We start from the raw sequence: 19,845 nt of genomic DNA, 5'->3' as shown, positions 1-19,845 counted from the left end.
TCCTTGCGGTCCAAAAACGGCTCGGACCGCCAGCGCGGTCCGAGTTGGGCGAGCTATGCTCTCACCCCGATTTCCATCATGCCGGCGTATTTGCCGGCTGGTTCCCCACGGACGCGGGTGGCGTCGGCTGATCGGGGAACGGGCTGTCGTTCTCGCCGGCATCGGTGCCTTCGTCGACCGGAGCCGTGTCGTCCGGCGACACCGCGCCCTTGCCGCGCTTGAGAATGGCGTTGACCTGTTCTTCCAGGTTCGGCGGCAGCGCCGCGATCATGGAATCCCCGAAACCCTGGAGAATGGGAAGCGATTTGGAATTGGCGGCCCAGGACGGCAGGTTCGAGCCCATGAGCCAGACGCCGAAGATGACCGCCACCACGCCGATCACGACGCCGCGCAGCACGCCGAACACGAAGCCGAGCGTGCGATCGAGCGGCCCGATGCGGCTATCGACCACGAAATCGGCGATGCGCATGGTGATGAGGTGGAGGACGATCAACGCGATGATGAACGTGACCACGACCGTAGCGACGTCGGCGACGATCTGCTCCTGGATATATCCGCGGGCGATTTCGGGGTGATATTGCCACATATAGATGGCAATGGCTGCCGAACCGGCCCAGGTGGCAAGCGATAGCACTTCGCGCGTGAGGCCGCGCGCCGTGGCGAGGATCGCCGAGATCAAGACCAGGATGCCGATCCCCACATCGAATGCTGTCAGCATGGTATGCCCGTTTGCCCCGAGTTCATTGCTCGGCCTTCGTTTAACCGCTTCCTGCGCCGATGCCAAGGCAGACTTGGCCGACGAGAGGCCTTGTTCCCAGAAAGCACGGCAGGAATGGGGCGCCTGCTGGGTATTGTCGGGGCGGGTTGCGCTTAATGGCGACCGAGGAGAAGGTCGAGCCGGGCGAAATCGAGCGCGTCGAGCGAGGCCAGCGTCGGAGTATCGTCGCGCGCCATGCCCGAGCGATCGAGGAAGGCGACGGGCAGGCCGGCGCCGCGGGCGCCTTCGATGTCGTTCTCCCAGGAATCGCCGACCATGAGGCAGCGCGAGGGCCGCACGCCCAGACCATCGCAGGCGGCGTGAAAGGCGGCCGCGTGCGGCTTGGCGGCGGGCAGGTCGGACGAGGCGAAGATGCGCAGGTCGAGTGGGGCGAGGGCGGTAGTGGAGACCTTGAGGCCCTGGTTGGTGGCATCGCCATTGGTGAGGATGCCGACGGCAAGGCCCGCCCGGCGGGCGCGCTCGACGGCGCTGACGGCATCGTCGAACGCGCGCCAGGAGGCGACATAGGCCTTCCAATAACCCTCGAAGGCCTGGTCGGCCTCGATGTCGTCGGCGAAAAGACGCGGGGCGAGGAATTCGCGGATACGGGCGCGGCGGTGCTCGGCATTGGTGAGCTCGCGCGCCTGGTACTTGCGATAATAGATGGTCTCGAAATGCAGCCAGCGGGCCTCGAACTCTTCCAGCGCGCCGATGAGGCCGAGCTGGGCCGTCCAGGTAGCGAGGGCCGCGCGGGCGGCGCCGCGGTGATCGAGAAGGGTGTCGTCGAGATCGAAAAGGACGCCGGTGATCGGTTCTGCGGCCATGGTCTAGTCTTCGTCGTCCTGCAATTCGATGGTCATCTGGTCATTGGCGAGGAGCTTCTGCGCCACGAACATGGCGCGATCGCGGTCGCCGGCCTGCTTGAGCACTTCGGTCTCGATGCGCAGCAGGTAATTGGCCAGACGCTCCTCGCTGGCGCCGGCAGACACGTCGCGCAGGATCTGGCCGATATAGGCATCGTACTCGCCCTTGGCCTTGGGCACGTTGCGGACGGAATTGGGGTCCCAATAGTCGAGGAGGATATTGCGGACGTGGGCGGTTATGAGCATGGCATCAGTCTATGCATATTTGGCGATGAGATCAGCCCGGCCATTTGTCACTCCACCTCGGCCGGCTGCTGTGCGCGCTTGCGGCCCGATGCGGCGATGCGGCCGACGAGTTCGGCGAGGTTGGTGAATTCCGAGACAGTGAGGCCCGAATTCTTGTCGCCATTGGTGAGGCGGCCGGTCGAGACGGCGGCGAAGCCGAGCTTCTGGGCTTCGCGCAGGCGCAGGCCGGAATGGACGACCGGCCGGATGCCGCCGGCCAGGGAGACTTCGCCGAAATAGACCGAGTCCGAGGGGAGCGGGGAATCGGTGAGCGAGGAAATAAGCGCGGCGGCGATGGCGAGATCGGCGGCCGGCTCGTTGATTTTGAGGCCACCGGCGACGTTGAGGTAGATGTCGTTGGCGCCGATGCGGACGCCGCACCGGGTTTCGAGTACTGCAAGGATCATCGATAGGCGCGAGGAATCCCAGCCGACCACGGCGCGGCGCGGCGTGCCGAGCGGAGAGGGCGCCACGAGCGCCTGAACCTCGATGAGAATGGGGCGCGTGCCCTCCATGCCGGCGAAGACCGCCGAGCCGGCGGCGCCCTCGTCGCGCTGGTCGAGGAACAGCGCGGAGGGGTTGGCGACCTGGGAAAGGCCGAGCGTCGTCATCTCGAAGACGCCGATTTCGTCGGTGGCGCCGTAGCGGTTCTTGACGCCGCGCAGGATGCGGAAGGTGTGGCTGGCGTCGCCCTCGAAATAAAGCACCGCGTCGACCATGTGCTCGACAACGCGGGGGCCAGCGATCTGGCCGTCCTTGGTGACGTGCCCGACCAGCACCACGGCGGCGCCGGATTTCTTGGAGAAGCGCGTCAGGGCCTGGGCGGAGGTGCGCACCTGCGTGACGGTGCCGGGCGCACTCTCGACGCGGTCGGTCCAGAGGGTCTGGATGGAATCGATGATGACGAGATCGGGCGCCGGACCCTGTTCGAGGGTGGCGAGGATGGTTTCCACGTTGGTTTCGGCGGCTAGGTGGACCTGCTTGTCGCCGAGCCCGAGACGCTGGGCGCGCAGGCGTACCTGGGCCACGGCCTCTTCGCCCGAGACGTAGATGACGCGCTTGCCGCGATCGCCGAGCGCGGCGGCCGCCTGGAGGAGGAGGGTGGACTTGCCGATGCCGGGATCGCCGCCGACTAGGATGGTCGAGCCCATGACGAAGCCGCCGCCAGTGACGCGATCGAGCTCGGCAATGCCGGTAACGACGCGGGCGGCGGATTCGGTTTCCCCGGCCAGCGGCACGAGCGTTGTCGGGCGGCCATTGCCCCTGGTCGATTTGGGGCCGGCGCCGACGCCGCTATCGACCAGTTCCTCCACGATCGTGTTCCACTCGCCGCAGCTCTCGCAGCGGCCGAGCCAGCGCGGATAGACCGAACCGCAGGCCTGACAGACGAAACTCGACTTGGCTTTGGCCAATCACGTGTCCTTTTCTTCGCGGGCCGTGGCGCGTTCGACGAGGCCCTTGAGCGTATTCCAGTTGCGGCCGGTGCCGGGGCCGCAGCGTTTTTCGATGAGATTGCCGAGCCGCGAGCTTTCCGAGATTCGCCCGGAATAATCGACGACCAGATGTCCATCCACCACAGCAAAGAGCTCCGGCCCGCCGTGATCGGCCGTCCAGCTGAAATCCGGTTGGCGGTCGGCGAAGAAGAAGACCTGCATCTGGCTGGGGCGGTCGGCGGCAGCCTCGGGAAACGGGTTGGCATCGAGTACGGCGCGCAACTCGGCTGGGCGGCGGACGACGGCGACGTTGGATTCGGCAAGGCCGAGATCGCGCACCACGCGATTCATGTGGTCGGTGACGGTCTCGATGGTGCCGGGGCCGGTGGCGATCATGTTGCCAGTGGCGAGGTAGGTCGCAGGGTCCGGGAAGCCGGCCGCGGCGACGGCGTCACGCCATTGCGTCATCGACATCACCTTGTGGGTGATCGGCCCGATCGCCCGCAGCAGGATGACGTATGTGTTCATGACCGGCTCTCCGTATCAGGGAGCGATAGCGGAGAATAAGCGGGAGGGCAAGAACGAAATGGGAACATTGGGTGACCGGGCCTCTTAATCACTTCGCTCCGCTGGATCAAAACCCCTCCCTTTTTGGGGCCAGGGGGCCAGGGCCAACGGCGCCAAGGTTGTTTCTTACGCACGGAACTTCCCCGGGCGAAGACCCGGGGCCTATTGCACCCCTCCATCCGAGTGGAGATATCCGTGGGCCCCGGCTCTCCGGCCGGGGAAGTGCGGTGGTGGGGGAAGATGTGGAAGTAGGGGAGATGTGTTGGTGGGGGAGGTGCTGGGTGGAACACTGCTCCTCCAAAAACAGCACTTCGATGGAACAGAAGCGCCGTCGTTGAAGCTCTGTCACCGAAGCTCCGCTGCCGGCGGCGTGGCTCTGGATCAGAGGGGAGGCTCGCACCCCACGCCTATTCCTCTTCCGGCATCCCCACATAGTGGCGGGTGAAGCGGCCCAACCTGAGCGAGGTCAGGATTTCGTAGCCGATGGTGCCGGCGATGTCGGCCTGGTCGTCGACGGTGATGTGGGGGCCGAGGACTTCCATCAGTTCGCCGGGGAGGGGGATGTCGTGGCCGAGGTCCGTGATGTCGACCACGGTCAGGTCCATCGAGATGCGGCCGATGACCGGCAGGACGCGGCCGCGATAGGCGACCTTGCCGCCGGGGCGAGTGTTGGTGCCCGAGAGATTGCGGAAGAAGCCGTCGGCATAGCCCATGCCGAGGACGGCGATGCGGCTGTCGCGGTTGAGGCTGTAGGAAGCACCGTAGCCGATGGTCTCGCCGGTCCTGGCTTCCTTGACCTGGAGGATCGGCACTTCGAGCGTCACCGCCTGCGACATCGGATTGCGCCGGCCGCTGACGGCGCGGCCGCCATAGAGGGCGATGCCGGGCCGGACCATCTGGAAGTGATAGTCGCGCCCGGTCATGAGGCCGGCGGAATTGGCGAGTGAGGCCGGGATGCCGGGGAACTGCGCCATGACCGACTGGAAGAGCGCGAGCTGGGTGCGGTTCTTCTCGTGCGCGGGCGTATCGGCGCAGGCCAGGTGGCTCATGATCATCTGCGGCGCGAAGCCGAGGGAATCGATCTGGCGACGGACGATGCTGGCTTCGTTGAGGCGGAAGCCGGTGCGGCCCATGCCGGTGTCGAAATGCAGAGCGGCCGGCAGCGCTTCGTTGCGCGCGACGCAGGCGGCCAGCCATTCCTCGAGCATGGGTAGCGAGCAGAGGGCCGGCATCAGCCGGTTTTCGATGTAGAGATTGGCCGCGCCCGGAAAAAGCCCGCCGAGCACGAAGATATGGGCCTTGGGCAGGGTCTCGCGCAGCGTAACGGCTTCATCGACCGTGGCGGTGAAGAAGAAGCGCGCGCCCGCTTCGTAGAAGGCGGTCGCGGACGGAATGAGGCCGGTGCCATAGGCATCGGCCTTGACGACGGCACCGGTCAGGGCCCCGGCGCTCACCTTGTCGAGGGCGCGCCAGTTGCGGGCCAGCGCCGCCAGATCGATCGTCAGACGCCCGCTGGTGACGGGGGAAGGTGGCATAGCCATGTGGTGGTCCGAACCTATTCCATGCGTTCGGGCAGATAGTCAGAGCGCGCCAGATTTCCGAAGCGCGTGAGATTGGCCTCGAACGACAGCTGGACCGTGCCCGTAGGTCCATGGCGCTGCTTACCAATAATCACTTCCGCGCGTCCATGCACCTGTTCCATTTCGGCCTGCCATTGCAGGTGCTCGGGAGTCCCTTCCTTGGGCTCCTTGTTCTTGAGGTAGTATTCCTCGCGGTACACGAACAGCACCACGTCGGCGTCCTGCTCGATGGAGCCGGATTCGCGAAGGTCGGCGAGCTGCGGATGCTTGTCGTCGCGGTTTTCCACCTGACGGGAGAGCTGGGAGAGCGCGATGATCGGCGCCTCCAGTTCCTTGGCCAGAGCCTTGAGGCCGGTGGTGATTTCCGTCAGTTCCTGCACGCGGTTGTCCGAGGACTTCTTGGAGCCAGAAAGGAGCTGGAGATAGTCGACGATCAGAAGGTCGAGACCTTTCTGGCGCTTGAGGCGACGGGCGCGGGCGGCGAGCTGGCCGATCGAGATGCCGCCGGTGTCGTCGATGAAGAGCGGCACCTGTGCCATGAGATTGGAGGTATCCACGAGCTTGGAGAACTGGCTCTCGTGAATGTTGCCGCGACGGATGTCGGAGGACGAAATCTCGGCCTGCTCGGCGAGAATACGCGTCGCCAATTGTTCCGAGCTCATTTCGAGACTGAAGAAGCCGACGACGCCGCCGTCAACCGGCTTCATGTGGCCATCCGCCTGCACGGCAGTCTTGTAGGCCTTGGCGACGTTGAAGGCGATGTTGGTGGCGAGGGAGGTCTTGCCCATGGCGGGTCGCGCCGCGAGGATGATCAAGTCCGAACGCTGCAGGCCGCCCATGAGGCGGTCGAGGTCGGTGAGGCCGGTGGCTAGGCCCGAGAGCGAGCCGTCGCGGCCATAGGCTTCGCCCGCCATCGAGATGGCGTCCTTGAGGGCCGAATTGAACGGCTGGAATCCGCCGTCATAGCGGCCCTTTTCGGCGAGGTCGTAGAGGGCGCGCTCGGCCTCCTCGATCTGCTTTTCCGGCGTCATTTCCACGTCGGCCTCATAGGCCGTCGCGGTCATTTCCTCGCCGATGATGATGAGGTTGCGGCGCAGGGCGAGATCATAAACGGACTGGCCGTAGTCCTGCGCGTTGATGACGGTGGTCGCCTCGGCCGCCAGCTTTGCCAGGTATTGCGGCATGGTGACATCGGGCAGGAGGTTTTCGGGCAGGAACGTCTTGACCGTCAGCGGCGTCGCGATCTTGCCGGCGCGCACGATCTTGGAGCAGATCTCGTAGATCTGCCGGTGGATCGGCTCGTAGAAATGGTCCGGCTCGAGGAAGTCGGAGACGCGATAGAAGGCTTCGTTGTTGACGAGAATGGCGCCGAGGAGCGCCTGTTCGGCTTCCACGTTGTGAGGCGCCAGCCGATAAGCCTTTTCATCGCCGGGTTGCACAATACGAAGTGGTTCTGCAGCTGCCATTGGTCAGTTCCCGATCCTTAAGGATTTCTTAGCGTGTGGGGCGGAGTCGGCAAGGGCCAGTCGCCCGGCGCGAAGCACCGAATCAATCCGCTGTGGTCTTTAAGGATAGCGGGGAAAACCCAACGATAGGTTGTTGATCTCCCCGAATTGAGCGGAAGGCGACTCGCGGGGCCTCACGTGCCGGCGAGCAGCATCCGCGCAAAGGCCTGTGCTGCCTGGCTTTGTTGGCGCTCGCGATGGGTGACGAGCGAGAAGGAACGAGTCGAAAGTTCTATCGGCAGGCGCACGAGAGTGCCGGTGGCGAGGGCGGCGGCAACGGTGACTTCGGAGAGTACCGTAAGGAGACCGCCGGTGCGAACGGCGGAGATGACGGCTTCGTTGGAGGGAAGTTCGAGCGCGATGCGGATTTCGCCGGGGGCGAAGCCGAGGCGCTTGAGGGATTCCTCGGCGACCTGCCGCGTGCCCGAACCCATCTCGCGCATCACCCAGCGCTCGCCGCGTAGGTCGTCGAGGCCGACATCGCGGCCGGCCAGCGGATGGCTGGCGGCGGCGACGAGGGCGAGGCTGTCGGTGGCGATGGGTGTGACTTCGAGCTCCGGGCTGCGGACGGGGCCTTCAACCAGGCCAAGGTCGGCTTCTCCGCTGAGGACGGCGGCGGCGACCTGCGAAGTGTTCTGGACTTCCAGCGTCAGGTCGATGAGCGGGTGCATCTCGGAAAAGCGGACCATGCGTTGGGGCAGCCAATAGCTGGCGACGGTCTGGCTGGCGCCGATGCGCAGCGTGCCGCGGCGCAGGCCGGCCAGGTCGCTCAGGGCTTCTTCGGCGCGGTTGGCTGCGAGGAGGACTTCGCGGGCATAGGGCAGGAGCGTGCGGCCGGCATCGTTGAGCGCGAGGCCGCGGCCGACGCGATCGAAGAGCCTGGTGCCGTGCCGGCTTTCGAGCGCCGCCAGCGCAGCGCTGGCGGTCGACTGCGTCATGTTGAGGGCGGCGGCGGCCCTGGTCACGTGCTGGCGCTCGGCGACGGCGACGAAGACACGCAATTGTTCGAGGGTCATGGCGGGAACTGATCGAGAAAAGCGATTGAACCCACGATAACTATGCGTTGGACCCGATGGAAGAGGGCGAGCAGGTTGCGCGGCGAAAGGAATACTCGCCGTGCCTACCTATCCTGGAAATTTGTTGCCCAGAAATGTCGCCTGGGGGATCGTTCTTAGCGCAATCGTCGCTCTCGTAGCATTCGGTCTCGACCGAGCCCAGGCGGCGCTGGTCGGGCGGAGCTGGCTCGATACGCTGGTGCTGGCCATCCTGCTGGGCAGCATCGTGCGGACGCTGTGGACGCCCTCGGCGAAGTTCATGCCGGGGCTGGGCTTCTCGGCCAAGACGCTGCTCGAAATCGGCATCGTGTTGCTGGGAGCGACGACGAGCGCGACGGCGCTCTACGCGGCGGGGCTGCCGATGCTGATGGCGATCGTGGCCGTGGTGGCGGTGAGCATTCCCGCCAGCTACGGGCTGGGGCGCCTGCTGGGGCTGGAGCCGAAGCTGGCAACGTTGATCGCCTGCGGCAATTCCATCTGCGGCAATTCGGCGATCGCGGCGGTGGCGCCGGTGATCGGGGCGAAGGGCGAGGACGTGGCGGCTTCCATCGGGTTCACGGCGGTGCTGGGTATCCTGACCGTGCTGCTGTTGCCGGTGCTGGCGGGCATGATCGGGTTTTCGGATGAACGGTTCGGCGTGCTGGCGGGGCTCACGGTCTATGCCGTGCCGCAGGTGGTTGCGGCGACGTCGGCGGCGAGCCTGGTGGCGCTGCATACGGGCACCATCGTCAAGCTGACGCGGGTTCTCATGCTCGGGCCGGTCTGCGTGCTGGTGGCGCTGCTGAGCCGCGGCGAGGCAGGGAAGGGACCCAAGGCGCATGAAATGCTGCCGTGGTTCATCCTCGGCTTTGTCGGGCTGATGCTGGCGCGGACGGCAGGGCTGGTGCCGGACGGCGTTTCGGAGGCGAGCGCGGTGGGCTCTCACGCGCTGACGGCGCTTTCGATGGCGGCCTTGGGCCTGGGCGTCGACCTGCGGGCGCTCGGCAAGGCCGGCGGGCCGGTGAGCCTGGCGGCAGGCGGCTCGCTGGTGCTGCTGGCCGGGCTTGCGATCGTCGCCATTCTGGTCGTCGGGTAGGGGCCGACCAGCGGCCCCCGCCGGCTACTTGGTCTGGGCGGCGAGGACGCGGTTGCCGAACCAGGCGCCGATGACGACGAGCGCGATGGCGAGCCCCAGCCCGATGAAGACGATGGGGCTGCTGAAATCGCCGCGGAAGACGGCGCGCAGCGCATCGACGATGTGCTTGAAGGGGTTGAAGTCCGAGAGAATCTGGAGCCAGCGCGGCGCCAGCGTCATCGGCAGCAGGATGCCTGAAAGCAGCAGGATCGGCAGCGCCAGTGCGTTGACCAGCGGCGCCAGCGCATCCTCACTCTTGGTGGCGATGCCGATGGCGTTGGAGATGAAGCTGAAGGCGGCGCCGAGCAGCGCAATCAGCACGAGGCCGATGAACAAGGCGCCCGGCGGTACGCGCAGGCCGAAGAAATAGGCGGCGACGACGAGCACGATGGCCTGCACGACGATGACGACCACGTCGCGCAGTGTGCGCCCGGCAATGAGGGCGGTGCGGGGCGCCGGGGTAACCATCTGGCGATCGATGACGCCCGAGCGCCATTCGGCGATGATGCCGAAGCCGACGAAGAGCCCGCCGAAAATGCCGAGCTGGACGAGCAGGCCCGGCACGAAGACCTGCCAGGCATCGCCCTCGAAGCCGGAATTGGCGGCCACGGTCTGCAGCAGCGGGCCGAAAAGGGTGAGATAGAGGATGGGCTGCATCAGCCCGATCAGCACCCAGAGCGGCTGGCGCAGGGACAGCAGCATGGCGCGCGCGAAGATGATCCAGGTATCGCGAAGGAAGGTCATTGCTCTTGCTCCGGTTGCATCAGGTCCTCGTCCGTGAGCGGCTCGAGTTCCGGGTGCTGTTGGAAGATCGGCACGAGGACATCGCAGGACAGGTTGTCGAGCGCGGCGGCGACCTTGCTGCCGTATTCGGCAAAATCGGCGTCCGAGCACTTGCCCTTGAGGTCGAGCCAGGAGCGATCGAGCTCATCCATCACCTGCGCGACGGTACGAACGATCGATTGGCTTTGTTGTCGAGAGAGGGTCATTTCCTTGTCCTAGTCGCGGAGCGACCTGCCGGTGAGGGTGAGAAAGACATCGTCGAGCGTGGGCCGGTTGACTTCCACGCCAATGGCTTCGATGCCGGCCTTGACCAGGTCGCTCAGCACATGGGGCAGGGCGGAAGCGCCGTCGGGCACGTGGAAGCGGACAACGTTAGCATCGACGATCGGCGTATCGGCGCCCGCCGCCTGCGCGGCGATCTCTCCAGTGCGCGTAGCGTCGGCTTCCGTACGGAGCGTGAGGGTCAGCGTGTCGCCAGAGACGCGCTTCTTGAGCTCGGCCGGCGTGCCCTCGGCGACGATCTGGCCCTGGTCGATGATGAGGATGCGGTCGGCAAGGGAATCCGCCTCGTCCATGTAATGGGTGGTGAGGAAGACCGTGGTGCCCAGGTCGTCGCGCAGCTTGCGGATATGCGTCCAGAGATTGGCCCGGCTCTGCGGATCGAGGCCGGTGGAGGGCTCGTCGAGGAAAACGAGCACGGGCTGATGAATGAGCCCCATGACGATATCGAGCCGCCGGCGCTGGCCGCCCGAAAGCGAACCGCAGGAGCGCTCCCAGATATCGGGGAGGTCGAGGGCCGCGAGCAGGTCTTGCGCGCGCTGCCTGGAGACGGACGGCTCGATACCATAGAGGCAGGCATGCGAGACGATCTCCTCGCCGACTCGCGCTTCGGGGGAGGTCGAGCCGGCCTGGCTGACATAGCCGATCTTGCGACGCACGCCGACCGGATCCTGGCGCAGGTCGCTGCCGGCCACCACGGCGCTGCCGCCGGTGGGTTCGAGCAGGGTCGTCAGCATCTTGAGAGTGGTGGTCTTGCCGGCGCCGTTCGGTCCGAGAAAACCCACGATCTCGCCCTTGCGCACGGTGAGGTCGACCCCGCGCACAGCCTCGACCAGCGTCTTGCGCGCCTTGTAGGTGCGCTTGAGGCCCCGGGCCTCGATGATGGTCTCGCCTTCGTCAACGCCGGTCATCTGGACCTCTCGGAAATCTTAATGTATAATTATCTTATGAATAAAGATATTAAATTGTCAAGGCAAGCGCGACCGGTTCCACAGGATCGGCTGACCATCGCGGTGCGGGAAAATCAGGCGGCCTCCGATATCTTCGACGAGGCCTTGAGTCAGTTCCTGGGAATCAACCGTACCGACGGACGTTGCGTGGACATTATCGACCGCTTCGGCCGCATCACCGCCGGGCAACTGGCAGCAGAGAGCGGTTTGACTACTGGGGCGGTGACCGTGGTGATCGATCGCTTGGAGGCGGCCGGCTACGTACAGCGCCTGCGCGACAAGGACGATCGGCGCAAGGTGTGGATCGAAACGACCGAAGCGACCCGGGCCATCATCGAACGGATTTTCGGACATTACGCGGCGCTGGGGCCGAACGTGCTGGCAACCTTCGCGCCCGACCAGGTCGCGGCCATCGTGCGATTCCTCGAAGGCGGCTCGATCATTCAGCGGCACATGGCCGACATCCTCAAGCAGCACACGGATCCGCGCAGCAAGGACCTGACGGAACGGCTGATCCAGGCGCGAGCCTTCGAGCGCGCCGCCATCAGCAGCGCACCCGACCTTGTGGCGACGATCAGGAACCTGCCGCCGCTGGAAAGCGAATAGCTACTCGGCCGCCTCGGCGGGCTGCTCGTGGCCCTCGAGATTGCCCATGCTGGCCACGATATGGGTGGCCAGCGCATCATAGATGCCGCCATAGGCGTGGCTCGCCCGCATGATGGCAATCTGCGCGTCCTGCAGGCGGGGCAGGCCCTTGTCCTCTGAAATCACCCGCATACCGGGCTGTAGCGCACTCTCCGGCAGGAAGCCGACGGCGAGGTCGGCCAGCACGGCGCTGGCGATGGCAGTGGCGTTGGACGAGGTATAGGCGACGCGATAGTCCCGGTTGGCGCGGTTGAGGACGTCAGTGGCGTTGCCGCGCCAGCAGCAGGACGGGCCGCCGCAGGCAAGGGGCAGGGGATCGGTCGCGAGGGCCCGGCCGCCATGGGACGCGACCCAGAACATACGTTCCGTGCGGAAGAGCTCGCCGAATTCCTGGTGCGTACCCTGAGTGAAGACGATGAGATCATAGCGCCCGCGCGTCATGCCATCGAGCAGTTCCTCGGATGGCTGGCAGCTCACCTCCACCATGATGCGCGGATGGGTGCGCTGGAAGCTGGAGAGAATCACCGGCAGCAGGCGCACGGCATAATCGTCCGGCACACCGAAGCGAATCGAGCCGGCGAGGTCTTCATCTGAGAAGAGATCGACGATCTCCGCATTGAGGCGCAGCATGCGGCGGGCGCGGGAATAGAGCGCCTCGCCTTCATTGGTGAGAACGATCGAGCGACCGTCGCGCAGGAACAGTTCCTGGCCGAGCCGCTCCTCGAGCCGCTTGATCTGCATGGAGACGGCCGATTGGGTCTTGTGCACGCGACGCGCCGCCTCGGTGAACGAGCCGCAATCGGCAATGGCGCAGAAGGTCTGGAGCTGGTCGAGATCGAGAGGAGCGGTCACTCGGACCTCCATCACTGAAATTGATGCGTGGGATGAAATGTATTTGTTGGACGAATGGAAGTCCAGCGCGTAATCCTCCTGTCACTGGTGGCGGATAGACCGTTGCCGTGTCTTCCCGCTCCTCCCCCGCGGGACCTTGAACAAATCGGAGAAGTCCAATGGCCTACTTGCTGTCAGGCGAGCGGTCGTCTGCGACCGCAATTTCCAGAAGCCCGTTCGCGGCCTTCGCGCGCTGGCTCGAAAAAAGCCGCAAAGCGCGCTCACAGAGATTGGCGCTCGCGACTCTCCTCGAGCTCGAAGATTTCCGTCTGGATGACCTCGGCATCTCCCGCCAGGACATTCTGGACGCTGTCGAAAACCCCGATCGCAACGCCGGCGCGCAGCTTTCAGCGCGACGGTCTGTACGGGCACGTTCTTGGTTCCGGTACTAACCCTGCCGTAACCAATCTCCCGGGCCGATTTTGCCGTCGGCCCAGTTTCCTGACCCTGCCGGGCTCTTCTCTCTCTCCGAGACAAGATGCCCGGCTTTTTTTTCGCGGTTGACTCCGTCTGATATATCGATAATTCTCGATATATGGATAATAATAGCGCTATCGAAGCACTTGCCGCTCTCGGCCAGCCAACCCGGCTCGAGGTCTTTCGTCTCCTCGCCAGCAAGGGGGAGGAGGGGATGGCGGCCGGACACCTGGCCGAACGGCTCGGCATCCCCCAGAACACCATGTCTTCGCATCTGGCGACCCTGGCGCGGGCCGGGTTGGTGAGAGGCGAACGGCAGAGCCGCTCGATCATCTACCGCGCGGACCTGCCGGCGTTTCGCGAGCTGATGCTGTTCATGCTCAGCGATTGCTGCAATGGACACCCGGAAGTCTGCGCCCCGGTCCTGACCCAATTGACCAATGGCTGCCGTCCCGGCGGCGATTGCTGCTAGCCGAGGGCATGATGAGCCGCTTCGAACGCTATCTTTCACTCTGGGTCGCACTATGCATCGTGGTCGGCGTCGGGCTGGGGTATTTCGTCCCCGGACTCTTCGCTGGCCTGTCCCGCTTTGAATTCGCCAGCGTCAACCTGCCGGTGGCGGTCCTGATCTGGTTGATGATCATTCCGATGCTCATGCGCATCGACTTTGCCGCGCTCGGCAAGGTGGGCGCACACTGGCGCGGGATCGGTGTGACGTTGTTCATAAACTGGGCGGTGAAGCCGTTCTCGATGGCCTTGCTCGGCTGGCTGTTCCTGTCGGTGTTTTTCCGGCCTTTCCTGCCGGCCGACCAGATTGATTCCTACATTGCCGGGCTGATTATCCTGGCCGCGGCGCCGTGTACGGCGATGGTCTTCGTCTGGTCGAATCTTGTCGGAGGCGAGCCGCATTTCACCCTGTCACAGGTGGCGCTCAATGACGTGGTCATGGTGGTGGCCTTCGCGCCCATCGTCGGATTGTTGTTGGGGCTTTCCGCGATCATCGTGCCCTGGGATACGCTGGTTCTGTCCGTGGTGCTTTATATCGTCGTGCCAGTGATTGTTGCGCAGGTTGCGCGGCGGGTCGTGCTGGCTCGTGGAGGCGAGGGGGCGTTTGATCGGACACTCGCAGCCATCCAGCCGATCAGCCTCGTGGCGCTGCTGGCGACGCTGGTCATGCTGTTCGGATTCCAGGGGCAGGGCATAATCGAGCAACCGCTGGTGATCGCGCTCATCGCGGTGCCGATACTGGTGCAGGTGTATTTCAACGCGGGGCTGGCCTACCTACTCAATCGAATCTCCGGAGAGCAGCATTGCGTAGCCGGCCCGTCGGCACTTATCGGCGCGAGCAATTTCTTCGAATTGGCGGTAGCGGCGGCGATCAGTCTCTTCGGCATCGGCTCCGGCGCGGCGCTGGCCACGGTGGTCGGCGTGCTCATTGAGGTGCCGGTGATGCTCTCGGTCGTCTGGATCGTCGGGCGCAGCAAGGGCTGGTACGAGGCCGGACAGCACAAGACAATCAGCAGCGAGGCGTCGTCGTGACCATTACCATCTACCACAACCCCGATTGCGGCACCTCGCGCAATACGCTGGCGATGATCCGGCAGAGCGGGGTGGAGCCCGAGGTCGTCGAATATCTCAGGACGCCGCCCAGCCGGGAGCGGCTGGTCGAGCTGATTGCCGCCATGGGCATAAAGGTGCGCGATCTCCTGCGGCGCAAGGATACGCCCTATGCGGAGCTGAGGCTGGATGATGCCCGGTGGAGCGACGGCGAGCTTATCGACTTCATGATGGCCCACCCGATCCTCATCAATCGGCCCATCGTGGTGACGGAGCGAGGAGTGCGGCTGTGCCGTCCGTCCGAAGCGGTGCTGGAGATCCTGCCCAATCCGCATATCGGCCGCTTCGTCAAGGAAGACGGCGAGATGATCGAGGCGCCGTAAAAGAAAAAAGCCGGAGCGAGCTCCGGCCTTTTCGTATGGCTTTGAGGAAGCGGATCAGGCCTGGTTGGCCTCGGCCTCTTCTTCGGCAGCTTCGTCTTCGGCAGCGATTTCACGCTCTTCCTGGAAGGCGGCAGCGGCTTCGTCGTCGCCGTAGTCGACCACGGTGAGGTCTTCACCCTGGGCCTGGCGAGCGGCTTCGTCTTCCGAGCGGGCCACGTTCACCTTGATCGAGACTTCGACTTCGGCGTGGAGGTGCAGAGCCACCGAGTGGAGACCAACGGTCTTGATCGGGTTGGCCAGATCGATCTGCGAACGGGCGACGGAGAAACCATCGGCGATCAGGGCGTCGGCAACGTCACGCGAGGAGACCGAACCGTAGAGCTGGCCGGTTTCGCCGGCCTGGCGGATCATCGTCACGATGTGGCCGTTGAGGCCCGAAGCGATGCCAGCAGCGGCTTCACGACGCTCGGCATTGCGCTTTTCGATATTGGCGCGTTCCGAGGCAAACTTGGCGCGGTTGGCTTCCGTGGCGCGGAGCGCCTTGCCCTGCGGCAGCAGGAAGTTACGGGCGTAGCCGTCCTTGACGGTGACTTCGTCGCCGATATGGCCGGTGCGGCCAACGCGCTCGAGCAGAATGACTTTCATCTGAATATTCCTTGTGGCTGTCCCGCCTCGAAGGCGGTTAGGAGCCGCAGACCATCCGCGACCCCAACGAGTGCCCTAAAATCCAGGCTTACTGGACGGCGTAGGGCATGATGCCGATGAAGCGGGCGCGCTTGATGGCACGGGCCAGTTCGCGCTGCTTCTTGGCGGAAACCGCAGTGATGCGGCTCGGGACGATCTTGCCGCGCTCGGACACATAGCGCGAGAGCAGGCGGACGTCCTTGTAGTCGATCTTCGGGGCGTTCGGGCCCGAGAAGGGGCAGGTCTTGCGCCGGCGCTGGAACGGACGGCGGGCCTGGGTGGTGGTCAGATCACGAATTGCCATGGCTCAATTATCCTTTGCGATTAGGCGCGACGCGGGGGACGACGGTCGCCCGAGGGGCCGCCGAAACGGTCGTTGCGGTCGCCACGATCGGAGCGCTCGTCGCGCTTCTGCATCATCGCCGACGGGCCTTCTTCGAGTTCATCGACGCGCACGGTCATGTAGCGCAGGATGTCTTCGTTGATGCTCATCTGGCGTTCCATCTCGGCAACGGCCGAGCTGGGAGCGTCGATGTTGAGCAGGGTGTAGTGAGCCTTGCGGTTCTTCTTGATGCGGTACGAGAGCGACTTGAGGCCCCAGTACTCGTTCTTGGTGACCTTGCCGCCGCCCGAAGCGAGAACTTCGGCCAGGTTGTTGACGAGGTCTTCGACCTGCTGGGCAGAAACGTCCTGCCGAGCAAGGAAAATGTGTTCATAGAGGGCCATGAGGCGCCTTTCTAAACTAGAGTTTCAACTCGCATCGCTGGCGCGGAGCCCCTTTGAAGCCATAGAAAGGCGTCAAAGCTGTCTTCTAAAGAGCGGGAACACGGGAGGCCGGAGCACCTGGCTCCTATCGGCATAGACCGACCCTCCGTTCAGCCCCCGGCCGAACGAATGCGTGCGCTAGATAGAGCGGAAGGACCGGAAAGGCAAGGACTTTGTGTGGTTTATGCGCGCTGCCATCACGCGGCTGTGAACAATCGCATTCCCGCCGCAGGTCCACCACAAAGTCGCCCAGATGCTCTTGTTATCGCAAAACCCTTCTTCATTGAAAATTATGAGAGATTTTGTCGTGAACACGAAGCTCCTCCTCCCTGTTGCATTGCTTTCGGCTTTTGCCCTCGCTGCTTGTGACAACAAGCCGGCCGCTCCCGCCGCTGAAACCTCGACCCCGGCTGCGACCACTCCGGCTCCGGCCGCTCCTGCTGCCGAAACGCCGGCTCCGGCTGCTCCGGCCGCCGAGACCCCCGCTGCCGCTCCGGCCGCCAATGGCGCTGCCATGACCCCGGAAGCCGCGATGCAGGCCATCCAGCAGCAGGCCGCCAGCATGACGCCCGAGCAGAAGCAGCAGGCCGTCGACGCCGCCCGCAAGGCCGCCGAGGACGCCGCCAAGGCCCAGAACCTGACCGCCGAGCAGATCAAGCAGGCCGGCGACCTCGCCGAGCAGGCCATCAAGCAGACGCTTGGCATCCAGTAAGATCTGGAAACAGACCTAAAGCTTTCGGCGGGAACCTAGCGCTTCCCGCCGATGGCTTTTTTGAGGGTTTCGTCGATCCGGGTCTGCCAGCCGGGACCGCTGCTCTTGAAAAAGTCGATGACGTCCTGGCTGAGCCGGATGGAAATCGCGACCTTTTTCGGTGCCTGCTGGGCACCGCGGGTCTTGGGGAAGGCCGCTAGGACTTCAGGCGGGAAGATTTCGTGCGGTGGGCGAGCGCGCGCAAAGTCTTCTTTCGTCCATTCGGGATTGTCGTCATCGAAGACGACATCGGGATCGCCCTTGTCAGTAATCTTGTTTCGGGACATGAAGCCTCATCTCCTTCAAATGCGCTCGCCGCAGGCTGATGGCTCGAATTCCACCGCTCCGCGTGGTCAGGGCAAGGCAGTAGAACGCACCGTCGATCCTGCCCCAGACACGAAACCGTTGTTCGCCATAGTCAAAGCGCGTGTCCGGCTCGGCGGCCAGCATTTCCATCTCAGCCGCGCGCGCCAGCGAAATGCCGTGCTTGGCGATGTTGGCGGCGTCTTTGCGCGGGTCGAACTCGATCTGCATATCAATGTATATACGATTAGGTGGCCGGACAAGTGTATCGGCACTAATCACGCCTTGACTTAGCCACGCGCGGCGGGCAAACGCCGCGCCAACTTTACAGTATCGACGCCCGCGGCCTAATTTCTGGCGGGGTACACCCGACCGGGAGGGCAGATTGACCAAGCGCGCATTTACATTTCCAGGGCAGGGCAGCCAGGCTGTCGGCATGGGCAAGGAACTGGCCGATGCCTATCCCGAGGCTCGCGCCGTTTTCCAGGAAGTGGACGACGCGCTCGGCCAGAAGCTTTCGACCCTCATGTTCGAAGGTCCTGATGAGACGCTGCGCCTGACGGAGAACGCCCAGCCGGCGCTGATGGCCGTGAGCATGGCCGTGGTGCGCGTGCTCGAGAGCAGGGGCGTGCGGATCGCCGAAGTGGCGGACTATGTCGCGGGGCACTCGCTGGGCGAGTATTCGGCGCTCTGTGCAGCCGGCACCTTCACGCTGGGTGACGCAGCGCAATTGTTGCGGACGCGCGGGCTGGCCATGCAGCAGGCGGTGCCGGTTGGGCACGGCGCCATGGCGGCGCTGCTGGGCCTCGACCTGGCAACGGCGCAGGAAGTGGCCGATGCCGCTGCGCAAGGCGAGGTCTGTGACGTGGCCAACGACAATGCCCCCGGACAGGTCGTGATCTCCGGCGCCGTGGGCGCCATCGAGCGCGCCGTCGAGATCGCCAAGGAAAAGGGCGCCAAGCGCGCCATGCTGCTGCCGGTGAGCGCGCCTTTCCATTGCAAGCTCATGGCGCCTGCAGCCTCCGTGATGGCCGAGGCGCTGGCTTCGGTGACGATGAAGGCCCCGGTCGTGCCGGTAGTCTCCAACGTCATTGCCCGCCCGATCATCGATCCGGCCGAGATCGCCGAACGCCTTGTCGAGCAGGTGACCGGCCGCGTGCGCTGGACTGAAAGCGTCACCTGGCTCACCGGCGAGGGCGGCGTCACGCAGCTTTACGAACTGGGCACGGGCAAGGTGCTGACCGGCCTCGCCAAGCGCATCAATGGCGATGTCTCGGCGAGCGCGCTCAATACGCCTGCCGATATCGACGCCTTCGTCGCCTCGCTCAACGCCTAACCAGAGGACCACCACGATGTTCGACCTTACCGGCAAGCGCGCCCTCGTCACCGGAGCCAGCGGCGGTATCGGCCGCGAAATCGCCAAGGCCCTGGCGGCTGCCGGCGCCACGGTGGCCCTGAGCGGCACGCGCACCGAGGCGCTGGAAGCCGTGGCCGGCGAGATCGGCGCCAATTCGCCGATCCTGCCCTGCAACCTTTCCGATCTCGCCTCGGTCGACCAGCTCGTGCCGCAGGCCGAAGCTGCGCTGGGTGGCATCGATATCCTGGTCAACAATGCCGGCATCACCCGCGACAACCTCTTCATGCGCATGAAGGACGAGGAGTGGGATTCGGTGCTCGCGGTGAACCTCACCGCCGCCTTCCACCTGACGCGCTCCGTACTGCGGGGCATGATGAAGCAGCGCTTCGGCCGCATCATCAACATCTCCTCGGTCGTCGGCGTCGTCGGCAATCCGGGGCAGGGCAATTACGCGGCCTCCAAGGCCGGGCTCATCGGCATGGGCAAGGCGCTGGCTTATGAAGTTGCCTCGCGCAACATCACCGTCAACGCCATCGCGCCCGGCTTCATCGCCTCGGCCATGACCGACGAGCTCAATGAAAAGCAGCGCGAATCCATTCTCGCCACCATTCCGGCCGCGCGGCTGGGCACTGGCGACGAGATTGCGGCCTGTGCCGTGTTCCTGGCCAGCGACGCCGCAGGCTACATCACTGGGCACACGCTCAACGTAAACGGCGGCATGGTTATGCTTTAAGGCCGGGAAACCGGCGTTTCCAGTATTGGCCAAAGGTCGTAAAGTGTGTTAGGTCGCCGCTTGATTGCTCATTGGAAGCGCCTTTTCGTGCTTCCGTTTGACCGCAGTCCGCTTAAACTGCGCCTTGCCCAGTCGTGCCGGGTATAGCGCTGGCAGAATGAACGAAAACCATTTTGGTAACTAAGGAA

General features: G+C 64.6%; 26 protein-coding genes. 9 read left to right on the top strand and 17 right to left on the bottom strand.

The annotated features are described in order from the left end of the window. Positions 1 to 76: 76 nt before the first annotated feature. The 8 genes from JNE37_RS22275 to JNE37_RS22240 all read right to left on the bottom strand — a co-directional run bounded on the left by JNE37_RS22275 (position 77) and on the right by JNE37_RS22240 (position 8,006). Positions 77 to 718, bottom strand: a complete 642-nt coding sequence (locus JNE37_RS22275) for a CvpA family protein (protein WP_035092059.1) — start codon at positions 716 to 718, stop codon at positions 77 to 79. Positions 719 to 870: 152 nt separating this feature from the next. Then, on the bottom strand, positions 871 to 1,581 hold the full coding sequence (locus tag JNE37_RS22270; RefSeq protein ID WP_203064872.1) for an HAD family hydrolase: 711 nt from the start codon (positions 1,579 to 1,581) through the stop codon (positions 871 to 873). 3 nt (positions 1,582 to 1,584) lie between these two features. Continuing rightward, the gene (locus JNE37_RS22265) at positions 1,585 to 1,866 is read right to left on the bottom strand and encodes a hypothetical protein (protein WP_203064871.1); all 282 of its coding nucleotides are present in this window, start codon (positions 1,864 to 1,866) and stop codon (positions 1,585 to 1,587) included. Between the two features lie 47 nt (positions 1,867 to 1,913). Continuing rightward, positions 1,914 to 3,317 (bottom strand): DNA repair protein RadA, encoded by a 1,404-nt coding sequence (radA, locus tag JNE37_RS22260; protein WP_203064870.1) that lies wholly within the window; start codon positions 3,315 to 3,317, stop codon positions 1,914 to 1,916. Then, positions 3,318 to 3,866, bottom strand: coding sequence for a DUF1697 domain-containing protein (locus tag JNE37_RS22255; protein ID WP_203064869.1), 549 nt, complete (start codon positions 3,864 to 3,866; stop codon positions 3,318 to 3,320). Positions 3,867 to 4,312: 446 nt separating this feature from the next. Next, on the bottom strand, positions 4,313 to 5,446 hold the full coding sequence (alr, locus tag JNE37_RS22250; protein WP_035034414.1) for an alanine racemase: 1,134 nt from the start codon (positions 5,444 to 5,446) through the stop codon (positions 4,313 to 4,315). A 14-nt stretch (positions 5,447 to 5,460) separates the two neighbouring features. Beyond that, positions 5,461 to 6,951: a replicative DNA helicase gene (locus tag JNE37_RS22245; protein ID WP_035092051.1), complete on the bottom strand. Its 1,491-nt coding sequence runs from the start codon at positions 6,949 to 6,951 to the stop codon at positions 5,461 to 5,463. A gap of 173 nt (positions 6,952 to 7,124) precedes the next feature. Next, on the bottom strand, positions 7,125 to 8,006 hold the full coding sequence (locus JNE37_RS22240; protein WP_203064868.1) for a LysR family transcriptional regulator: 882 nt from the start codon (positions 8,004 to 8,006) through the stop codon (positions 7,125 to 7,127). 124 nt (positions 8,007 to 8,130) lie between these two features. Between JNE37_RS22240 and JNE37_RS22235 the strand changes: the two genes are divergently transcribed. Then, complete coding sequence (locus JNE37_RS22235) at positions 8,131 to 9,120, top strand: YeiH family protein (RefSeq protein WP_246513431.1); 990 nt, start codon at positions 8,131 to 8,133, stop codon at positions 9,118 to 9,120. Between the two features lie 24 nt (positions 9,121 to 9,144). Here the strand turns inward: JNE37_RS22235 and JNE37_RS22230 are convergent, their stop codons facing one another. From JNE37_RS22230 to JNE37_RS22220, 3 genes are read right to left on the bottom strand one after another with little or no spacing between them, the layout of a single operon-like run. Continuing rightward, positions 9,145 to 9,903: an ABC transporter permease gene (locus JNE37_RS22230; RefSeq protein WP_203064867.1), complete on the bottom strand. Its 759-nt coding sequence runs from the start codon at positions 9,901 to 9,903 to the stop codon at positions 9,145 to 9,147. Next, positions 9,900 to 10,148 (bottom strand): hypothetical protein, encoded by a 249-nt coding sequence (locus JNE37_RS22225; RefSeq protein ID WP_152571914.1) that lies wholly within the window; start codon positions 10,146 to 10,148, stop codon positions 9,900 to 9,902. Before JNE37_RS22225 ends, JNE37_RS22230 begins: the two co-directional genes overlap by 4 nt. Positions 10,149 to 10,157: 9 nt before the next feature. Then, positions 10,158 to 11,132 carry an ATP-binding cassette domain-containing protein gene (locus JNE37_RS22220; protein ID WP_203064866.1) on the bottom strand — a complete coding sequence of 325 codons (975 nt, stop codon included), beginning with the start codon at positions 11,130 to 11,132 and terminating at the stop codon, positions 10,158 to 10,160. 21 nt (positions 11,133 to 11,153) lie between these two features. Here JNE37_RS22220 and JNE37_RS22215 point away from each other — a divergent pair, with 21 nt between their 5' ends. Further along, the gene (locus JNE37_RS22215; protein WP_203064865.1) at positions 11,154 to 11,777 is read left to right on the top strand and encodes a MarR family winged helix-turn-helix transcriptional regulator; all 624 of its coding nucleotides are present in this window, start codon (positions 11,154 to 11,156) and stop codon (positions 11,775 to 11,777) included. On the opposite strand, the gene JNE37_RS22210 is transcribed toward JNE37_RS22215, so the two are convergent. Beyond that, positions 11,778 to 12,668: a LysR family transcriptional regulator gene (locus JNE37_RS22210; RefSeq protein ID WP_156046403.1), complete on the bottom strand. Its 891-nt coding sequence runs from the start codon at positions 12,666 to 12,668 to the stop codon at positions 11,778 to 11,780. 158 nt (positions 12,669 to 12,826) lie between these two features. On the opposite strand from JNE37_RS22210, the gene JNE37_RS22205 reads away from it, so the two are divergent. From JNE37_RS22205 to arsC, 4 genes are all read left to right on the top strand, one after another. Then, positions 12,827 to 13,099: a hypothetical protein gene (locus tag JNE37_RS22205; RefSeq protein WP_035034398.1), complete on the top strand. Its 273-nt coding sequence runs from the start codon at positions 12,827 to 12,829 to the stop codon at positions 13,097 to 13,099. A gap of 143 nt (positions 13,100 to 13,242) precedes the next feature. After that, complete coding sequence (locus JNE37_RS22200) at positions 13,243 to 13,596, top strand: ArsR/SmtB family transcription factor (protein ID WP_203064864.1); 354 nt, start codon at positions 13,243 to 13,245, stop codon at positions 13,594 to 13,596. Positions 13,597 to 13,607: 11 nt separating this feature from the next. Further along, positions 13,608 to 14,663 carry an ACR3 family arsenite efflux transporter gene (gene arsB / locus JNE37_RS22195; protein ID WP_203064863.1) on the top strand — a complete coding sequence of 352 codons (1,056 nt, stop codon included), beginning with the start codon at positions 13,608 to 13,610 and terminating at the stop codon, positions 14,661 to 14,663. Beyond that, positions 14,660 to 15,064, top strand: a complete 405-nt coding sequence (arsC, locus tag JNE37_RS22190) for an arsenate reductase (glutaredoxin) (protein WP_203064862.1) — start codon at positions 14,660 to 14,662, stop codon at positions 15,062 to 15,064. The genes arsB and arsC overlap by 4 nt, the downstream gene beginning before the upstream one ends. A gap of 54 nt (positions 15,065 to 15,118) precedes the next feature. Here the strand turns inward: arsC and rplI are convergent, their stop codons facing one another. From rplI to rpsF, 3 genes are all read right to left on the bottom strand, one after another. Continuing rightward, on the bottom strand, positions 15,119 to 15,709 hold the full coding sequence (rplI, locus tag JNE37_RS22185) for a 50S ribosomal protein L9 (protein WP_035034392.1): 591 nt from the start codon (positions 15,707 to 15,709) through the stop codon (positions 15,119 to 15,121). 88 nt (positions 15,710 to 15,797) lie between these two features. Beyond that, on the bottom strand, positions 15,798 to 16,052 hold the full coding sequence (rpsR, locus tag JNE37_RS22180) for a 30S ribosomal protein S18 (protein WP_035034390.1): 255 nt from the start codon (positions 16,050 to 16,052) through the stop codon (positions 15,798 to 15,800). A gap of 20 nt (positions 16,053 to 16,072) precedes the next feature. Beyond that, a complete protein-coding gene (rpsF, locus tag JNE37_RS22175; protein WP_203064861.1) occupies positions 16,073 to 16,474 on the bottom strand; it encodes a 30S ribosomal protein S6 in 402 nt (133 codons plus the stop codon). 346 nt (positions 16,475 to 16,820) lie between these two features. On the opposite strand from rpsF, the gene JNE37_RS22170 reads away from it, so the two are divergent. After that, the gene (locus tag JNE37_RS22170; RefSeq protein ID WP_197030238.1) at positions 16,821 to 17,225 is read left to right on the top strand and encodes a hypothetical protein; all 405 of its coding nucleotides are present in this window, start codon (positions 16,821 to 16,823) and stop codon (positions 17,223 to 17,225) included. 35 nt (positions 17,226 to 17,260) lie between these two features. Here JNE37_RS22170 and JNE37_RS22165 read toward each other — a convergent pair whose 3' ends face one another. Then, entirely contained in the window at positions 17,261 to 17,551 is a 291-nt protein-coding gene (locus tag JNE37_RS22165) for a BrnA antitoxin family protein (RefSeq protein ID WP_203064860.1), read from the bottom strand. Then, the gene (locus JNE37_RS22160; protein WP_203064859.1) at positions 17,529 to 17,798 is read right to left on the bottom strand and encodes a BrnT family toxin; all 270 of its coding nucleotides are present in this window, start codon (positions 17,796 to 17,798) and stop codon (positions 17,529 to 17,531) included. Before JNE37_RS22160 ends, JNE37_RS22165 begins: the two co-directional genes overlap by 23 nt. A 205-nt stretch (positions 17,799 to 18,003) precedes the next feature. Between JNE37_RS22160 and fabD the strand changes: the two genes are divergently transcribed. Beyond that, positions 18,004 to 18,903, top strand: coding sequence for an ACP S-malonyltransferase (fabD, locus tag JNE37_RS22155; protein WP_246513715.1), 900 nt, complete (start codon positions 18,004 to 18,006; stop codon positions 18,901 to 18,903). A 16-nt stretch (positions 18,904 to 18,919) separates the two neighbouring features. After that, positions 18,920 to 19,657 carry a 3-oxoacyl-[acyl-carrier-protein] reductase gene (gene fabG / locus JNE37_RS22150; protein ID WP_035092029.1) on the top strand — a complete coding sequence of 246 codons (738 nt, stop codon included), beginning with the start codon at positions 18,920 to 18,922 and terminating at the stop codon, positions 19,655 to 19,657. The last annotated feature ends 188 nt before the right edge of the window (positions 19,658 to 19,845 follow it).

Source organism: Paradevosia shaoguanensis, assembly GCF_016801025.1.
Lineage (GTDB): Bacteria > Pseudomonadota > Alphaproteobacteria > Rhizobiales > Devosiaceae > Paradevosia > Paradevosia shaoguanensis.
The sequence above is the reverse complement of the archived record's forward strand: the minus strand, read 5'-3'. Positions and strand labels throughout refer to the sequence as shown.